Annotated in this window: 15 protein-coding genes; 12 read left to right on the top strand and 3 right to left on the bottom strand. The window is 70.2% G+C overall.

The genetic code is table 11. The features are described 5' to 3' along the window. Positions 1-44 precede the first annotated feature (44 nt). Genes AC067Z_RS20005 through AC067Z_RS19980 form a run of 6 tightly spaced genes read left to right on the top strand, consistent with a single transcriptional unit; the run spans position 45 to position 8,853 of the window. A complete protein-coding gene (locus tag AC067Z_RS20005) occupies positions 45-1,577 on the top strand; it encodes a sugar ABC transporter ATP-binding protein (RefSeq protein WP_478790884.1) in 1,533 nt (510 codons plus the stop codon). Beyond that, positions 1,574-2,590 carry an ABC transporter permease gene (locus AC067Z_RS20000; protein WP_478790883.1) on the top strand — a complete coding sequence of 339 codons (1,017 nt, stop codon included), beginning with the start codon at positions 1,574-1,576 and terminating at the stop codon, positions 2,588-2,590. The genes AC067Z_RS20005 and AC067Z_RS20000 overlap by 4 nt, the downstream gene beginning before the upstream one ends. Next, entirely contained in the window at positions 2,587-3,591 is a 1,005-nt protein-coding gene (locus AC067Z_RS19995; RefSeq protein WP_478790882.1) for an ABC transporter permease, read from the top strand. The genes AC067Z_RS20000 and AC067Z_RS19995 overlap by 4 nt, the downstream gene beginning before the upstream one ends. Next, complete coding sequence (locus tag AC067Z_RS19990; protein WP_478790881.1) at positions 3,588-4,808, top strand: substrate-binding domain-containing protein; 1,221 nt, start codon at positions 3,588-3,590, stop codon at positions 4,806-4,808. Before AC067Z_RS19995 ends, AC067Z_RS19990 begins: the two co-directional genes overlap by 4 nt. Then, complete coding sequence (locus AC067Z_RS19985) at positions 4,805-5,731, top strand: sugar phosphate isomerase/epimerase family protein (RefSeq protein WP_478790880.1); 927 nt, start codon at positions 4,805-4,807, stop codon at positions 5,729-5,731. Before AC067Z_RS19990 ends, AC067Z_RS19985 begins: the two co-directional genes overlap by 4 nt. Continuing rightward, a complete protein-coding gene (locus tag AC067Z_RS19980) occupies positions 5,728-8,853 on the top strand; it encodes a ThuA domain-containing protein (RefSeq protein ID WP_478790879.1) in 3,126 nt (1,041 codons plus the stop codon). Before AC067Z_RS19985 ends, AC067Z_RS19980 begins: the two co-directional genes overlap by 4 nt. A 104-nt stretch (positions 8,854-8,957) precedes the next feature. Here AC067Z_RS19980 and AC067Z_RS19975 read toward each other — a convergent pair whose 3' ends face one another. Both AC067Z_RS19975 and AC067Z_RS19970 read right to left on the bottom strand, forming a co-directional pair. Continuing rightward, complete coding sequence (locus tag AC067Z_RS19975; RefSeq protein ID WP_478790878.1) at positions 8,958-9,578, bottom strand: TetR/AcrR family transcriptional regulator; 621 nt, start codon at positions 9,576-9,578, stop codon at positions 8,958-8,960. A 174-nt stretch (positions 9,579-9,752) separates the two neighbouring features. Next, on the bottom strand, positions 9,753-10,349 hold the full coding sequence (locus AC067Z_RS19970; RefSeq protein WP_478790877.1) for a carboxymuconolactone decarboxylase family protein: 597 nt from the start codon (positions 10,347-10,349) through the stop codon (positions 9,753-9,755). 252 nt (positions 10,350-10,601) lie between these two features. Between AC067Z_RS19970 and AC067Z_RS19965 the strand changes: the two genes are divergently transcribed. From AC067Z_RS19965 to AC067Z_RS19940, 6 genes are all read left to right on the top strand, one after another. After that, positions 10,602-11,834 (top strand): MBL fold metallo-hydrolase, encoded by a 1,233-nt coding sequence (locus tag AC067Z_RS19965; protein WP_478790876.1) that lies wholly within the window; start codon positions 10,602-10,604, stop codon positions 11,832-11,834. Between the two features lie 293 nt (positions 11,835-12,127). Next, positions 12,128-13,999, top strand: a complete 1,872-nt coding sequence (locus tag AC067Z_RS19960) for a sensor histidine kinase (RefSeq protein WP_478790875.1) — start codon at positions 12,128-12,130, stop codon at positions 13,997-13,999. 7 nt (positions 14,000-14,006) lie between these two features. Further along, a complete protein-coding gene (locus tag AC067Z_RS19955) occupies positions 14,007-14,441 on the top strand; it encodes a roadblock/LC7 domain-containing protein (protein WP_478790874.1) in 435 nt (144 codons plus the stop codon). Positions 14,442-14,443: 2 nt separating this feature from the next. Next, positions 14,444-14,815 (top strand): DUF742 domain-containing protein, encoded by a 372-nt coding sequence (locus AC067Z_RS19950; protein WP_478790873.1) that lies wholly within the window; start codon positions 14,444-14,446, stop codon positions 14,813-14,815. Continuing rightward, the gene (locus tag AC067Z_RS19945) at positions 14,793-15,422 is read left to right on the top strand and encodes a GTP-binding protein (protein WP_478790872.1); all 630 of its coding nucleotides are present in this window, start codon (positions 14,793-14,795) and stop codon (positions 15,420-15,422) included. The genes AC067Z_RS19950 and AC067Z_RS19945 overlap by 23 nt, the downstream gene beginning before the upstream one ends. Continuing rightward, positions 15,317-16,192 (top strand): IS5 family transposase, encoded by an 876-nt coding sequence (locus AC067Z_RS19940; RefSeq protein WP_478790871.1) that lies wholly within the window; start codon positions 15,317-15,319, stop codon positions 16,190-16,192. The genes AC067Z_RS19945 and AC067Z_RS19940 overlap by 106 nt, the downstream gene beginning before the upstream one ends. Here the strand turns inward: AC067Z_RS19940 and AC067Z_RS19935 are convergent. Further along, the gene (locus AC067Z_RS19935; protein WP_478790870.1) at positions 16,187-16,696 is read right to left on the bottom strand and encodes a hypothetical protein; all 510 of its coding nucleotides are present in this window, start codon (positions 16,694-16,696) and stop codon (positions 16,187-16,189) included. The genes AC067Z_RS19940 and AC067Z_RS19935 overlap by 6 nt on opposite strands. Between the last annotated feature and the right edge of the window lie 190 nt (positions 16,697-16,886).

The raw sequence follows: 16,886 nt of genomic DNA, 5'->3' as shown, positions 1-16,886 counted from the left end.
GCGTCTGGATATTGCTCAGCAGACCGCTGCCGAGGAGCCAGTCGATGCTGACGATGAACGGCGTGTCAAAGAGCTTTCTGGGAGTCCGGGTCCTGCACGACGTGGGACTCGACCTCGAGGCCGGTGAAGTGCACGCCCTGGTGGGCGAGAACGGAGCCGGAAAATCCACCCTGATGAAGATCCTCGCGGGGGAGTACGTCCCCGACGCCGGTTCCGTCACCATCGACGGAACCCGGCACACCTTCACCCACCCGTCCCAGGCGCAGGCCGCCGGAATCGGCATCATCCACCAGGAGTTCGCACTCCTGCCGCACCGGACTGTCGCCGAGAACGTGTTCCTCGGCCGCGAACCCACCCGCCGCGGCCTCGTCGACCGGGCCGCCATGGAACGCCGCACCGAGGAACTCCTCGCCGAACTCGACGAAACCGGCATCACACCGCGCACGGCCGTGCGCGACCTGTCCGTGGCACGGCAGCAGACCGTCGAGATCGTCAAGGCGCTCACGCCTCGTGCCGCCGACGCACCCTCCGCCGGCGCCGTACGCGTGCTCGTCATGGACGAGCCGACCGCGCCGCTCGCCGATCACGAGGTGGAACGGCTCTCCGCGCTGATCCGGCGGCTCACCGCCCGCGGGCTCGGCATCCTGTACATCTCCCACCGACTCGGCGAGGTCTTCGACCTGTCCCGGCGGATCACCGTGCTCAAGGACGGCCGCCGCGTCACCACCCTGCGCACGGACGAGACCGACCCCGACGAGGTGGTCCGCGCCATGGTCGGCCGCGAACTCACCGCCTACTACCCGCCCCGCGCGCGAGCCGGAGAAAGGGGCGAGGAACGGCTCACCGTGCGAGGAGGCGCCAACTCCCGGATCTGCGGCATCGATCTGACACTCCACGCCGGTGAGGTCGTCGGTGTCGCCGGCCTCCAGGGCTCCGGCCGCACCTCACTCGCCCGCGCCCTGTTCGGCGCAGCACCCTTCACCGAGGGCACGATGGCCGTCGGCGGCAGACCCCTGCGCCCCGACAACCCGCGCCAGGCCATCCGCGCCGGCATCGCCCTCGTCACCGAGGACCGCAAGACGGAGGGACTCGCCCTCCACCAGTCCGTGCGCGACAACGCGCTTCTCGTCACCCGTGCGGTCCCCGCCCGCGGACGCCCGCCCGCCGCCCGCTCGCTCACCGAACTCCTCGAACGGGTCCGGCTCCACGCGCGGGGTGAGGACCAGCAGGCGCAGTACCTGTCCGGCGGCAACCAACAGAAGGTCGTCATCGCCAAATGGCTCGCCGCCCGCCCTCGGGTCCTGCTCTTCGACGAGCCCACCCGCGGCGTCGACGTGGGCGCCAAGGCCGCGATCCACACACTCGTCCGCGAACTGGCCCGCAACGGCCTCGCCGTGCTGATCATCTCCTCCGAACTGCCGGAACTGATCGGCATGAGCGACCGCATCCTCGTCATGTCCGAGGGCCGCCTCGCCGGTGAACTCCCCGCCGGAACGGGCGAGGAGGACATCATGCGGCTCGCGACCGGTGGGACACATCCGACGGACGACCCCCACACCACGAGGGAGACCCCGTGAACGCGCTCACCACGGCCACCGGCCCGCGGCCCGGGACGTCCTTACGCGGCGCGGCCCGCTCCCGGCTCGCCGATCCCGCCGTCGGTATCTGGGCGGCGGCCGCCGCCGTCACCCTCCTCGGCTGGGCCGTCGTCGGCATACGCGGAGGTGACCTGCTCAGCCTCACGAACATCGTGACGATCCTTCAGAACTGTGTCGCACTCGGCCTGGTGGCCGTCGGGCAGTCCGCCGTCATCCTGACCGGCTCCCTCGACCTCTCCGTCGCCTACCTCATCAGCCTCGGCACGCTCGTCGCCGCCGAGACCATGCAGAGCAGCGGAGTCGTCACCGCCGTCCTCGCCGTCGTCGCGCTCTCGGCAGCCGTCGGCCTCGCGAACGGGCTCGTCGTCACCGGACTGAAGGTGAACGCCTTCATCGCCACCCTCGGAGTCGCCTTCATCCTCCGCGGCTGGATCGAGGACAACTACACAGGACCTGCCGGCAAGGTCCCGGCATCCTTCCAGCACCTCGGCTACGACCGCATCGGCCCCGTCCCCGTATCGCTGTTCCTGCTCGCGGCTGTCGCCGCACTCATGTGGCTGATCACCCGCAGAACGCGGCTCGGCCACCATATGTACGCGACCGGCGGCGACGAGCACGCGGCCCGGCTCTCCGGTGTCCGCACCCGCCGCACCGTCGTCACCGCGCACGTCCTGTGCTCCCTGTGCGTCGGCGCCGCCGCACTGTTCCTCGCCTCGCGGCTCGGCGCCGGAGCCCCCTGGGCGGGTACCGAAGCCCGCTACGACCTCGAATCCATCGCCGCTGTGGTGCTCGGGGGCACCGCACTCGCCGGAGGCAGGGGCGGAGTCGCGGGCACCCTCGGCGGGGTCCTCGTCCTCGCCGTTCTCGACTCCGTCTTCAACCAGCTCTCCGTCGACCCGTTCTTCAAGAACGTCGTCCGGGGCGTCGTGATCATCGCGGCCGTCGCCCTCTACGCCCGGCGCGGCCGGGCAACGAATGGGAGGACGGCATGACGTCGGCAACAGCCGTCCGGGGAAGGCGCGCTCTCGGCGCACTCGGCACCGGCGCACCCGTCTGTCTGCTGCTCGCCCTGATCCTCGCCGCGCTCGCCCTGACCGACCCCGGTTTCTACGAGCCCGACCGCCTGCTCGCCTTCGTGAAGCGGGCTGCGCCCCTTGTCCTGCTCGCGGCCGGGCAGTATCTGGTCATCGTCTGCGGGGAGTTCGACCTCTCCGTCGGGGCCGTGGTCACCGCGGGGGTGGTCGTGGCCGCCGAGCTGTACGCCTCCTTCCCCGACGCGCCCTGGCTGCTCGTCACCGCCGTACTCGTCCTTGCGGGGGCCGCCACCGGGCTCGTCAACGGGCTGATCACCACCGCCCTGCGGGTGCCCTCCTTCATCACCACCCTCGGCATGATGCTCATCCTGGAAGGCGCCGTCTTCTTCTGGACCGGCGGCTCCCCGCACGGGGCCCTGCCCGCTGCGTTCCGTCAGCTCGGCCGCGGCTCCGCCTTCGGCTGGCTGCCCTGGGCCGTGCTCATCTGCCTCGCTGCCGGGGCCGCGGCCGTCGTGCTGATGCGCGGCGACTTCGGCCGCACGCTGATCGCCACGGGCGACAGTGAACGCGCGGCCGCCCTCGCGGGCGTCCGCGTCGCCCGCGTCCGCACGATCGCGTTCGTGCTGTCCGGAGCAGCCGCCGCACTCGCCGCGGTCCTCATCGGGGGATTCTCCGGAGTGTCCGCCCAGGCGGGCCGCGGCCTGGAGTTCGAGGCGATCACCGCCGTCGTGCTCGGCGGTGTCGTGCTCGGCGGCGGCCGGGGCTCCGTCGTGGGCGCCATGGCCGGGGCCTTCTCCCTGCAGGCCCTGTTCACCCTGCTCAATCTGCAAGGCGTCTCCGGCGCCCTGGAGTCCACGGTGCAGGGCTTCATCGTCATTGCCGCCGTGGGACTCGGCGCCGCCGACTTCTCCCGGCTGCGTCGTCGCCGTACACACCCCTCGGGAAGGGCACTGCCATGATCACCACCCGCACGATCCGCTCCCGCGCCCTCGCCTCGGCCGCCGCACTGCTCGGTACGGTGCTCGTGGCCGCCTGCACCTCCGACGCGCCACCCGAGCGGCCCGCCGGACAGGCCGGTGCCACGGCCGGTGAATCCGCCGGCGGCGAGAAGTCGGAGTTCTTCGAACAGGCCGAGTACGAACGTCAGTTGGCGCTCGCCGACGTCGCGCCACAGGGACCGGCCGACCGGCCCTGGGAGCAGATGCTGAACCCTGAGATGACCGACACCGGGCAGTACCGCAAGGCCACCGCGGACGGCGCTCATCTCTGTTTCTCCAACGCGGGAGTCTTCAACCCCTGGCGCCAGGTCGGGCTGAAGACTATGAAGGCCGAGGTCGCCCTGCACCAGGAGATCGCCGAGTTCACCGTCCTGGACGCACAGGGCAAGGACGACAAACAGATCTCCGACATCCAGGAGCTCACCGGCAGGGGCTGCGACGCGCTCATCGTCTCCCCGAACACCACCGCCACCCTCACCCCCGCCGTGGAGAAGGCATGCGGCAAGGTCCCTGTCATCGTCTTCGACCGGGGCGTGGAGACCGATTGCGCCGTGACCTTCATCAACCCGATCGGCGGTTACGGATACGGGGCCGTCGCCGCGGACTTCCTCGTCGAGAAGGTGAAGCCCAAGGGGAAGGTGCTCGCGCTGCGCATCTCACCCGGTGTCGACGTGCTGGAGAACCGCTGGTCCGCCGCCGAACTCGCCTTCGGCAAGAGCGAACTGGACGTCGTCGACGTGAAGTTCACCGAAGGCGATCCGTCGAAGACCAAGGCGGTCGTCACCGATGCGCTGACCCGGCACGGCGACATCGACGGGGTGTGGATGGACTCGGGCGCCACGGCCGTCGCCGCGGTGGAGGCGTTCGAGGACGCGGGCAAGGACGTCCCGCCGATCACGGGCGAGGACCAGCAGGACTTCCTCCAGGCGTGGCAGGACAAGAAGCTCACGGCGATCGCGCCCACGTACCCGACGTTCCAGTGGCGGACCCCTGTTGTCGCCGCCTTGCGGATTCTCGCCGGGCAGCAGGTCCCCAAGGAGTGGAAGCTGCCCCAGCCCACGGTGACGGAGGCCAACCTCGACCGGTATCTGCGGCCGGGCATGCCGCCGCTGCACTACGCGATGTGCGGCTGCGAGAAGCTGCCCGGGTTCCCGGGGGACTGGGGAGGCAAGGGGTGAGGCGCCTTCATCCCTTCCCGGTCGGCGCCAACCCCTGGATCTGGCACTCGCCGGTCACCGGCGACGCCCTGGCCGGCACCCTGCCGCGCCTCGCCGCCTGGGGATTCGACTGCGTGGAGATCCCGCTGGAACAGGCAGGCGACTGGGCGGCGGCCGAAGTCGCGGGCCTCCTCGCCGACACCGGCCTCGCCCCTGCCGCCGTCATCGCCGTCATGCCGCCGGAGCGCGATCTGGTGCGCACCGCTCCGCCGACCGTTCGTGCCACGCAGGACTATCTGCGGCGCTGTGTCGACGCGGCACACGCCGTGGGCGCACCCGTCGTCGCGGGGCCGCTGTACGCCGCCGTCGGCCGCACCTGGCGGATGGACCCGGCCGAACGGGGCGCCGTCTGCCGCGAGTTGCGCGACCATCTGGCACCCGTGGTCGAGCACGCGAGCGCCGCCGGGGTACGGATCGGCGTGGAGCCGCTGAACCGCTACGAGACCAGCGTGCTGAACACCGTCGCCCAGACCCTCGACGCGCTCGACGGCCTGCCTCCCGAGGCCATCGGCCTCGCCCTCGACACCTACCACCTGAACATCGAGGAACGCTCGTTGCCCGCCGCGGTACGCGAGGCCACCGGCCGCATCGTGCATGTGCAGGTGTGCGCCAACGACCGGGGCGCGCCCGGGGCGGACCATCTGGACTGGCAGGGATTCCTTGCGGCGCTCACCGGCGCCGGGTACCGCGGCCCGTTGTGCATCGAGTCGTTCACCGCCCACAACGACGCCATCGCGGTGGCTGCTTCTGTCTGGCGGCCGCTCGCTCCCTCCCAGGACGCCCTCGCGACCGACGGCCTCGCCTTCCTCCGCTCCTGTCTCGCACCCCCGCCGAACAGAGCCTCGTCCGAGCCCGACCGCTCAGCAGAGAGGACCCGTTCATGATCTGTCATGCTCGCGACATTCGAACCCTGTCCAGAACGGCCCTCGCCGTCCTCGCCGCGCTGTTACTGGCGATCACCGCGCTCCCCACGACGGCAGCGGCCTCCGCCCAGGCACCCGCGTTCCGCGCGCTCCTGTTCACCAGGGCCGTCGGCTATGTCCATGGTTCCATCCCCGCCGGTATCCAGATGTTCCAGGAGGAGGCTGCCGAGCACGACTTCGAGGTCGTCCAGACCGCCGACCCGGCCGTCTTCGACGACGCGAAACTGAAGGACTTCGACGTCGTCGTCATGCTGCAGAACTCCGGCATGGTGTGGGACACCGACGCCCAGCGCGAGGCCATGCAGACGTACGTGCGCGGCGGAGGCGGCGTCGTCGCCATCCACAACACCCTCGACATGGGTGTCGAGGAGCAGTTCCCCTGGTGGGACCAGATCATCAACGGCGGCGCCCACATGCCCGCCCACTCACCCGGCGTCCTCCAGGGCACCGCCAAGGTCGCCGACACCGTCCACCCCTCGACCAAGGGCCTTCCGGAGCGCTGGGATCGCCCCGAGGAGTGGTACAACTTCGACAAGAACCCCCGTGGCGACGTCCACGTCCTCGTCACCGCCGACGAGACCACCTACAACCCCGGCGGCTCCGCCATGGGCGCCGACCACCCCATCTCCTGGTGCCGCAACGCCGAGGGCGGCCGTGTGTGGGCAACCGCCATGGGCCACGACACCCCCGCCTACAGCGAGGCCGCCTTCCGCGACCACGTCGTCGGCGGCGTCCAGTGGGCGGCGGGCAACAAGCCCGGCGACTGCGGCGGCACCGTCTGGAGCGGCTACGAGAAGGTCACCCTCGACGACAACACCGCCGACCCGATGGAACTCGACGTCGCCCACGACGGCCGGGTCTTCTACGCGCAGCGCAACGGCGAGGTGAAGATCTTCGACCCGAAGACCCACACCACCGTCAGCGCCGGAAAGCTCGACGTCTACACCGGCGGCGAGGACGGGCTCGTCGGCATGGAACTCGACCCGGACTTCCGCAAGAACCACTGGATCTACCTCTACTACGCACCGGCAGGCGCCTCCGACGACGTCAACCGCCTCTCCCGCTTCACCGTCGACGGCAACACGCTCGACCCGAAGAGCGAGAGGAAACTCCTCGACGTCCCCGCCTACCGCGACCGCACCTTCCCCGAGCCCGGACACACCGGCGGCGCCGTCGAGTTCGGACCCGGCCGCACCCTGTACCTCGGCGTCGGGGACGACGTCCCGCCCAACCTCGACCCCGCCTGGCAGGGGTACGCCCCCCTCGACTGGCGCTCCGGCAAGCAGATGCTCGACGCCGCCCGCACCGCCGGCAACACCAACGACCTGCGCGGCAAGATCCTGCGCATCAGGCCGACCGACTCCGGCGGCTACACCATCCCCCAGGGCAACCTCTTCCGGAAAGGCACCCCGAAGACCCGCCCCGAGATCTACGCCATGGGCTTCCGCAACCCCTTCCGCTTCACCGTCGACAGCCGGACCGGACACGTCCACGTCTCCGACTACGGACCCGACCGCGGACTGCCCACGACCGACCGCGGCCCCGAGGGCCTCGTCGAGTTCAACGTCATCAAGAAGCCCGGGAACTTCGGCTGGCCCTTCTGCCACGGCAACAACCTGGCCTACGCGCCCTACAACCCGGACACGCAGGAGGTCGGCGCCAAGTTCGACTGCGCCAAGCCCGTCAACCCGTCGCCCAACAACACCGGCCTGAAGGACCTGCCGCCGCTCCAGCAGCCGGAGATCTGGTACGGCTACGGCGAGTCCGCCGGGTTCCCGGAGATGGGCAGTGGCGGTTCCGCCCCGATGAGCGGCCCCGTCTACCGCTACGACGCCAACAACCCGTCCACGACGAAGTTCCCCGCGTACTTCGACGGCGCGAGCTTCTTCTACGAGTGGTCGCGCAACTACGTCAAGGAGATCCGCTTCGACAAGGACGACAAGCTCCTCAAGATCAACGACTTCCTGTCCTCCCAGAAGTTCAACAAGCCGATGGACATGACCTTCGGACCCGACGGATCCCTGTACGTCCTCGAATGGGGATCGTCCTTCGGCGGCGGCAACAACGACTCGGGGCTCTACCGCATCGACTACGCCCAGGGGCAGCGCATCCCCGTCGCCAAGGCCGCCGCCTCCGCCACCGACGGCCCCGTCCCGCTGGAGGTCGACTTCTCCAGCGACGGCAGCAACGACCCGGACGGTGATCCTCTCACCTACGCCTGGGACTTCGACGGGGACGGCACCTACGACTCCACCGAGGCCGCGCCCACCCACACGTACACGGCAAAGGGCGACTTCACCGCCCAGCTCAAGGTCACCGACGCCACCGGGAAGGCCGGATACGCCAACATCCCGATCACCGCGGGCAATACGGCCCCGAAGGTGACCATCGACTTCCCCGTCGACGGCAAACTCATCGCCTTCGGCGACAAGATCCCCTACAAGGTCACCGTCACCGACCCGGAGGACGGCCCCGTCGACTGCGCCAAGGTGACCGTCAACCCGGCCCTCGGCCACGACGACCACGAGCACCCGACCACCGACATCCCCGGCTGCGAAGGCACGGTCGACACAGGAGACCTCGGCGGACACCCGGAGGGCGCCGACCTCACCTACGTACTCAACGCCAAGTACACCGACAAGGGTGGCGACGGCGTCAGCGCCCTCACCGGCTACGGACGCTCCGTCCTGCAGCCCAGGCACAAGCAGGCGGAGTACTACGACGCCCAGTCCGGCACCCGGATCGTCTCGCAGGCCGGGGCCGAGAACGGCAAACGCATCGGGGACATCGGCGACGGCGACTGGATCGCCTTCGACCCGATGAGCGTCGAGGGCATCGACAAGGTCTCGTACAAGGTGTCCTCAGCGCATGGAGTCGGCGCCATCGAACTCCGCGCGGACGCCCCCGACGGCAAGCTGCTCGCCACCACCCCCGTGCAGAACACCGGCGGCTGGGACACCTACCAGTCGACGGCGCCGGTTCCGGTCGAGCCACTCGGCGGCACCCACCGGCTGTACCTCGTGTTCACCTCACCGCAGGCGAGCCCGTACGACCTCGATTCCGTCGAATTCCTGACCCCGTAGGGGTCGGGCCCGGTGGGCGGACCCTGTGTGCCCGATACGTGACGTAACGGACACACAGGGTCACTCGTGTGTGTACGGCAGCCCGTCCGCACGGCACCCGTGGATCAGCGGGCCGTCGCCGTCAGCACCTCGCGGTCTATGCCCAGCTCACGGGCGAGCGCCTCGTCCGTCCATTGCAGCATCGCCGCCCGCGACAGCGAGCCGGAGTACGACGTCATCTGCACCGCCAGCCCGTCCAGGAACGCGGTCAGACGCCAGGCCGCCGCGGCCGGGTCGGCGCACGGGAACTCCCCGGCGGCCGCACCCTCCGCTATCACCTCGGTGAGCGCCGCCTTCCACTGCTGGTCGAGGCCGCGGGCGACATCCCGCAGTGCCGGATCACGCAGCGCGGCCCCCCAGCCCTCGATCCACAGCCGCCAGCCCTTGGCCTGTCCCGTCGGCGCGTACCACCGCACCGCGGCGCGCAGCCGGCGCAGAGCGGACGTACGGCGGCCCAGCAACTTGCGCAGATGCGCCAGGTCGGCGTCGGCAGCGTGCGTGAAGGCCGCCGCGACCAGCTGCTCCTTGGACGAGAAGTGATAGAGCACCAATGCACTGCTCACGCCCAGGGACGACGCGACGTCGGCGATGCGTACGGCCGCCACACCACGCTGCTCGATCTGCTCGACAGCGGCGTTCAGCAGTTCCTCACGCCGCTCCGCGACGCTCAACCGAATTCTGGCCACGGCGTCACCCTACACAGCCGATCATGGTCCTGATCCACCCCGTACCTGACCCGGTCCGGCCGTCCCGCGACGGCTTTCCGCGCCCGGGGACGGCCGGACCACGGCAGCGCGGCCGTGGCCCCTGGTGCGGGCCGGCGCCAGGGCCCGGTGGGGCCCCGATCCGCGCGGACGGCCCTACTCCGCCCGCACGGTGACGGAATCCGCACGCACGGCGGCCGGACCTCCGGCCGGGATCTCACAGTGATCCTTGAAGCCCTGACTGGTCAGCCCCAGCGCGGAGTTGATGCGCGAACGAAGATTCTCCACCGCGACCATCGCCGTCAGCTCCACGAACGCGGCCTCGCCCAGCTGCCCGAGCAACCGAGCGGCGAGCTCGTCGCCCACCTCGGGCGGATTGGCGCTCATGGCCTCCGCGTACGCCATGACGTCCCGCTCCAGCGGGGTGTACACCTCGCTGTCCCGCCACGTCGGTACGTCCCGCAGCTTGCGCACGTCCATGCCGCGCTGCCGGCTCGCCCAGTGGCCGAAGTCCATGCACCAGCCGCAGCCGATCGACGCGGCGGACGCCATCACGGCCAGAGCCTTCAGGTCCGCGTCGAGCGCGTTCCATTTGGCGACGGCCATCTCCAGCCGGAGATCGGTCCGCAGTACCGCGGGGTTGTGCCCCAGCGCCAGCACCGGGTCCAGGACCTTGCCGTACCGGCGCTTCGAGTACCACTCGGTCGCACGCAGGAAGAAGGAGCGGCGCGGGTCGAGAGAGATGCGGGCCATGACGGGCCTCCTGAGTCGTGGTGCGATTCCCTTTCACGGCTACGACGGACGGGCGGCCGCCGGATGTGACATCGGCCCCGGTCGATTTCCGGGCATTGCAGGACGCCTCCCGGAACACCGGCGCGAGAGCAGGCGTTGCCACGTCATGACGGAATCGGAGGCATGGCAGGACTCCCCGCGGCAGGAGCCGGACAGGCTCCTGCCTTCCACGGCCGCACATAATGGAAAGACCCCCGATCACCAGGAGGTGCCGTGACCGGCGCTGGATCCCCCCACTCGGTGCGCTCCCGGCTCCGCGCGCTCAGGACGGCCGCCTTCGGCGCCGACCCCACCGGTGAGCGGTTGGACCGCATCCGCCGCTCGCCGAACTTCGCCGACGGCACGTTCCAGAACCCCGAGGGCGCCCGCACCCGGCCGTCCGGCGGCTCCATGGTGGAATTCGCGAAGATCTACTTCGAGAAGGAGGCGCGGGCCCGCCGCGCACCCGTCTCGGACATCCCCGTCCACCCCACCACCGTCGCCGACCTGGCCCGGCCCCCGGCCACCGGACTGCGGCTGACCTGGATGGGACATTCGAGCGTCCTCGCCGAGATCGACGGCCGCCGGGTGCTCTTCGACCCGGTCTGGGGCGCGCGCTGCTCCCCGTTCTCCTTCGTCGGACCGAAGCGGCTGCACCCCGTGCCCGCACCGCTCGCCGCCCTCGGCCCCGTCGACGTGGTGGTGATCTCCCACGACCACTACGACCACCTCGACATGCCCACGATCCGCGCCCTGGCCGGCACGGACACGGTCTTCGCCGTCCCCCTCGGGGTCGGCGCCCACCTGGAGCGCTGGGGCGTGGCCGCCCACCGCCTGCGCGAGCTGGACTGGAACGAGTCGACCGAGGTCAACGGCATCCGGCTGACCGCCACCCCCGCCCGCCACTTCTGCGGCCGGGGCATCCGCAACCAGCAGCACACTCTCTGGGCCTCCTGGGCCGTCGAGGGTCCGGAGCACCGGATCTACCACAGCGGCGACACGGGCTACTTCCCGGGCTTCAAGGACATCGGCGCCGCACACGGCCCCTTCGACGCGACCATGATCCAGATCGGCGCCTACAGCGAGTACTGGCCCGACATCCACATGACACCGCAGGAGGGCATGCGCGCCCATCTGGACCTGCAGGGCGGAGAGCCCTCCGGTGTGATGCTGCCGATCCACTGGGGCACCTTCAATCTGGCCCCGCACCCGTGGGCCGAGCCCGCCGAGGGCACCGTCGCCGCCGCTGCCGGCGCCGGAGCGCCCGTCGCGCTGCCCCGCCCCGGTGAGCCCTTCGAACCGACCGGCGGGAACGTCCCCAGGGCGGCGTGGTGGCGCACGGTGGCGACCACCCCGGTCGCGGGGTGGAGCACGGCCGAAGCCCCGGCCGTCGGTGACACCGAGCCCCGTACCGCCCCGGCCGAGGAGTCCGGCTCCGGCGCCCAGGAAGTCGCGCCTGCCGGCTGACCCGCCAGGAGACAGGCTCCCGGGGAGCCTCGAAGCCGTCGACCCCGCTGCCGCCGTCCCGCGGCAGCGGGGTCGACGCACGATTTCGCGCTGTCGTACGAGCCCTCATACCAGAGTGCGAGGAATGACGGGCAAATTTGCCAACTGCCCGTCGGGGGCACCCCTTCGGCGACTACCGTGTGTTGCCGGTGATCAACGGTCGGCTCCTTTCGTATGCCCTCAGTCGGCCTGCGCACCGATGCCGCTCAACCGCAGTACGCCGATTCCTGGGGCCCCACGTACCAAGGACGCTGATGTCTCAACTACGCGCACCTGCCGCGCGGTCCGACCGCCGAGAGGGCGGGCGTCATGGCCGGCCCGGCACCCGCTCCCTGTCCTCGTCGGTGCGGGCGCAAGCCTCGCCCGCATCGGCGGACGCCCGCATACGACCCCAACTCCTGCGCACCGCAGTCCTGCCCACGGTGGTCGCCGCGCTCAGCGGCGCGGCCGCGGTGCTCTTCACCCTGCGCGCCACGTCCCCCGAACCGACCCTCGTCCTGTGGGTCGTGCTGACGGGCATGGCAGTGCTCGCCATAGCGGCCGTGGCAGCGGCCGCCCTCGGCGCCGACCGCACCGCCAGATCCATGCTCGACCGCGCCTCCGCGCTGCGCCGCTCCACCGCGCGGGGGCATGCCGAACTGCGTACGCTCGTCGACAGCCTGCGTCGCGGCGAAGGCCCGCCGGCCCGCCGCACACCCCCGGCAGCACCCCCGGGCGCAGACGAATTCGACCTGCTGGCACAGGAGTTGACTCGCTCCCACGACGCCGCCGTGGCCGCGGTCGTCCAGGCGTCGAGGCTCTCCAGCAGCGTCGGCAACGAACAGAAGGTCGAGGTCTTCGTCAACCTCGCCCGGCGTCTCCAGTCGCTGGTCCACCGCGAGATCCAGCTGCTCGACGAGCTGGAGAACGAGGTCGAGGACCCGGAGCTGCTCAAGGGCCTGTTCCACGTCGACCATCTCGCGACACGCATCCGCCGGCACGCGGAGAACCTCGCCGTGCTCGGCGGCGCGATCTCACGCCGCCAGTGGTCCAACCCGGTCACCATGACCGAGGTGCTCAGGTCCGCGATCGCCGAGGTGGAGCAGTACCCGCGGGTCAAGCTCGTACCCCCGATCGACGGCACCCTGCGCGGCCACGCGGTCGCCGACGTCATCCACCTTCTCGCCGAACTCGTCGAGAACGCCACGCTGTTCTCCGCGCCGCACACCCAGGTGCTGCTGCGTGCCCAGCACGTCACGGCAGGGCTCGCGGTCGAGGTCGAGGACCGCGGGCTCGGCATGCCGCTCGGTGAGCAGGACAAGATGAACGCCCTGCTCACCGACCCCGACCAGGTCAACGTCGCGCATCTGCTGCAGGACGGCAGGATCGGCCTGTTCGTCGTCTCCGCGCTCGCGCGCCGTCACGGCATCGCCGTACGGCTGCAGTCCAACATCTACGGCGGCGTACAGGCCGTCCTCGTCCTGCCGCAGGGGCTGCTCGGCGCCGAACAGGGCGGCCTCACGTCACACGGCACGCAGGGCGACGGCGCACAGGCGGCGGCGGGCCCGCGTATCGCGGCCACCTCGCCGCCGCAGCTCCCGCAACCGAACGGGGCTCCGCAGCCGCACCATTCGCCGCAGCGGCCCCCTTCGCCGCAGGCGCAACCGCAACCGCAGTCCCCGTCACAGCCCCTGCCCGATCTGCAGCCGCAGCCCGAACCCCAGCTGATGCCGCAGTCCCTGCCCGCTCAGCGCGAACCTGTGCGCGTGACGGCGAGCCTGGAACCCCTGCCCGTACGCGGGGAACACGGCGACCGCCCCAACCCCTCCGCCGCCCGGCCCGGCTTCACCCAGGGCCATGTTCCCGGGCCGACCGAACCCGCCCCCGCAGCCGAACCGCCGCGGCCGGCCGCCGTACGCGGCACCATGGGCCGCCCCCAACTGCCCAAGCGACGCAGCCAGGAGCATCTCGTCCCGCAGTTGCGCGACGCACCCGTGCCGCGCAAGGACGACGAGCACACCCTGCACGACCCGGGACTGATGGCCGCCTTCCAGCGCGGTATAGGGCTCGCCGAGTCGCAGCCGCCGGCCGCGCCGTTACCAGCACGATCCGACCTGCCCCCGCAGGACACCACCATCAAGGAGTAGATGCACCATGGCGAGCGATGTGTCGTCCGGCCATGTCTCGGACCTCGACTGGCTGCTCAGCGGCCTCGTCCAGCGTGTGCCGTACACCCGCAACGCGGTACTGCTCTCCTCCGACGGGCTGGTGAAATCGGTGCACGGCCTGGACAACGACAGCGCCGACCACATGGCAGCCCTCGCCTCCGGCCTCTACTCGCTGGGGCGCAGTGCCGGAGCACGCTTCGGCGACGGCGGCGAGGTGCGGCAAGTGGTCGTGGAACTCGACTCCACCCTGCTGTTCGTGTCCACGGCCGGCTCCGGCACCTGCCTCGCGGTCCTGGCCGGCCGACAGGCCGATGCCGCCGTGCTCGGCTACGAGATGGCGATGCTGGTCAAGAGCGTGCGGCCGTATCTGGCCACCCCGGCCAGAACGCCGGCCGGGGCGCCGAGCGCCGCGAGGCAGTGACCATGCCCGCGCCCAAGGACGGGCCGTTGCTCGACGACGCGGCCGGTCGGCTGATCCGCCCCTACACCGTGAGCGGCGGCCGAACCCGTCCTACGACGGCGCTGGATCTGCTGTCCCTGGTCATGGCCACCGGAGCCACACCCCAAGGACATCTCGGCCCCGAGCACAGTCTGGCGCTCGGACTGTGCAACGGGCCGACGTCGGTCGCCGAGATCTCCGCGCATCTGAGACTCCCGGCGGTCGTCACCAAGGTGCTCCTGTCCGATCTCGTGGACTGCGGCGCCGTCACCGCGCGGGCGCCGCGCAGCCATGACTCATTCACGGACCGTTCGCTGCTGGAGGCGGTGCTCGATGGCCTACGACGTCGGCTCTGAAGCCGGTGACCTCTTCCCGACCGCGCTCAAGATCCTGATCGCGGGCGGCTTCGGAGTGGGCAAGACGACGTTCGTCGGAGCGGTGAGTGAGATCGACCCGCTCAGTACGGAGGAACTGCTCACCCAGGTGAGCGTGGCGACCGACAGCCTGGACGGCATCGAGTCCAAGACGACGACCACGGTCGCCATGGACTTCGGCCGGATCACGCTGGACGCCCGCCATGTGCTCTACCTGTTCGGCACCCCCGGCCAGGAACGCTTCTGGTTCATGTGGGACGAGCTCTCCGAGGGTGCGCTGGGGGCGGTCGTCCTCGCCGACACACGCCGGCTGGAGGAGTCGTTCTCCGCAGTGGACTTCTTCGAGCGGCGCGGCATCGGATTCGTCGTCGCCGTCAACGAGTTCGACGGCGCGTACCGCTACGAACCCGACGAGGTGCGGGCGGCGATCGACCTAGGCCGTGTATCGAAAGTGGATCTTGGGACTGTGAATGATCACGGTTCATGGGTCGGGGAGATCTCACGGACGAGCAGTGGGCGGTGCTGGAGTCATTGTTGCCGAAGGGGACGAAGGCGGGCCGACCGCCGGTCTGGCCTCGGCGGCGGTTGATCGACGGCATACGGTTCCGGGTCCGGACCGGTGTTCCGTGGCGGGACGTGCCTGTCGAGTACGGGCCGTGGGGCCGGGTCTACGACCTCTTTCGCCGATGGCAGCGGAACGGCACCTGGCACCGCATCCTCACCCGCCTCCAGTCTCTGGCAGATGCGAAGGGCACGATCGCGTGGGACCTGAGTGTCGACTCCACGGTCTGCCGCGCCCACCAGCATGCGGCCGGGGCTCGCAAGCAGGGTGATCTGCAAAAGGAACCACCGGGTGGCGTGTTCACCGAGCCTGGTGATCACGGACTGGGACGCTCACGCGGCGGGTTCACCACCAAACTGCACTTGGCCGTCGAGCAGGGTCAGAAGCCCCTGTCGATTGTGGTGACGGCAGGGCAGCGCGGGGACTCACCGCAGTTCGAGCCGGTGCTGGAGAAGGTTCGCGTGCCCCGCCTCGGGCCGGGTCGGCCACGCGTTCGTCCCGATCGGGTGCGGGCTGACAAGGCGTACGCCTCCCGCAGGAACCGCGCCTATCTGCGCCGCCGCGGAATCCGCTGCACCATCCCGGACAAAGCGGACCAGGCCCGCAACCGCCAGAAGCTCGGCTCCCGCGGTGGCCGGCCGCCGCGCTTCGACCCGGTCGACTACCGCCAGCGCCATGCGGTCGAGTGCGGGATCAACCGCCTCAAGAGACACCGTGCTGTCGCCACGCGATACGACAAGCTCGCCGTCCGCTACGAGGCGATCGTACTGGTCGCAGCGATCAACGAATGGCTATGACCCTGTCTCGCGCGTCATCACGTAGGTGTTCCCGATGTCGGGATCGCCGTAGAAGAAGAACAGCTTCAACTCATCGTGCTGATCGCGGTCCACATAGAAGGACCACGCGTATGTCGATGGGGGTTCAGGAGTCGCAGTGTCAGCGGCCGTCGCGGGGGAACGGCTCTCAACGCGGGTCCGGACTGCCAGCGCGAGTCGGACGACCTGCCCGCCTTCTTTGTCAGCCAGTTGCCAGGTTCCCGTGCCGGAGAGACGCCAGCCGTCCTCGAAGTCGAAGTCTTGCCCGTCGAGCTTTTCGAGAAGAGCCGTTCCGTCTTTGCGAAGCACCACGCGGGTCCCCTCGACGTTTTTCCAGCCCCCAGCGACTTCGGCTGCCGTGGCGTCGTGGAGCCCTGTTCCCTCGTAGTACTGATATGGACCGGCACATGCTGTCAGAAAAGCCAAAACCACCATCAAGCCACCGAGGGCCACCCCCCACGAACGCAGCCCGCTTTCGCCCGCCACCAGAACCTCCCACCCTCAGCCCGCATCGACCAACCGATAGGGGTGGGCTGTGGTGACATAGCTTGTCAGACTTATTGAACGTGTTCAACTCTGCAGCTGGAAGGGGCGCACACCATCCCCGGCTCGTACATCCAGCGCTGCCCGCAGCTGCCGATGAGCACCGCGAGCAGCATTTTCGATACACGCCCTA

Source organism: Streptomyces sp. NPDC043812, assembly GCF_056436245.1.
The sequence above is the reverse complement of the archived record's forward strand: the minus strand, read 5'-3'. Positions and strand labels throughout refer to the sequence as shown.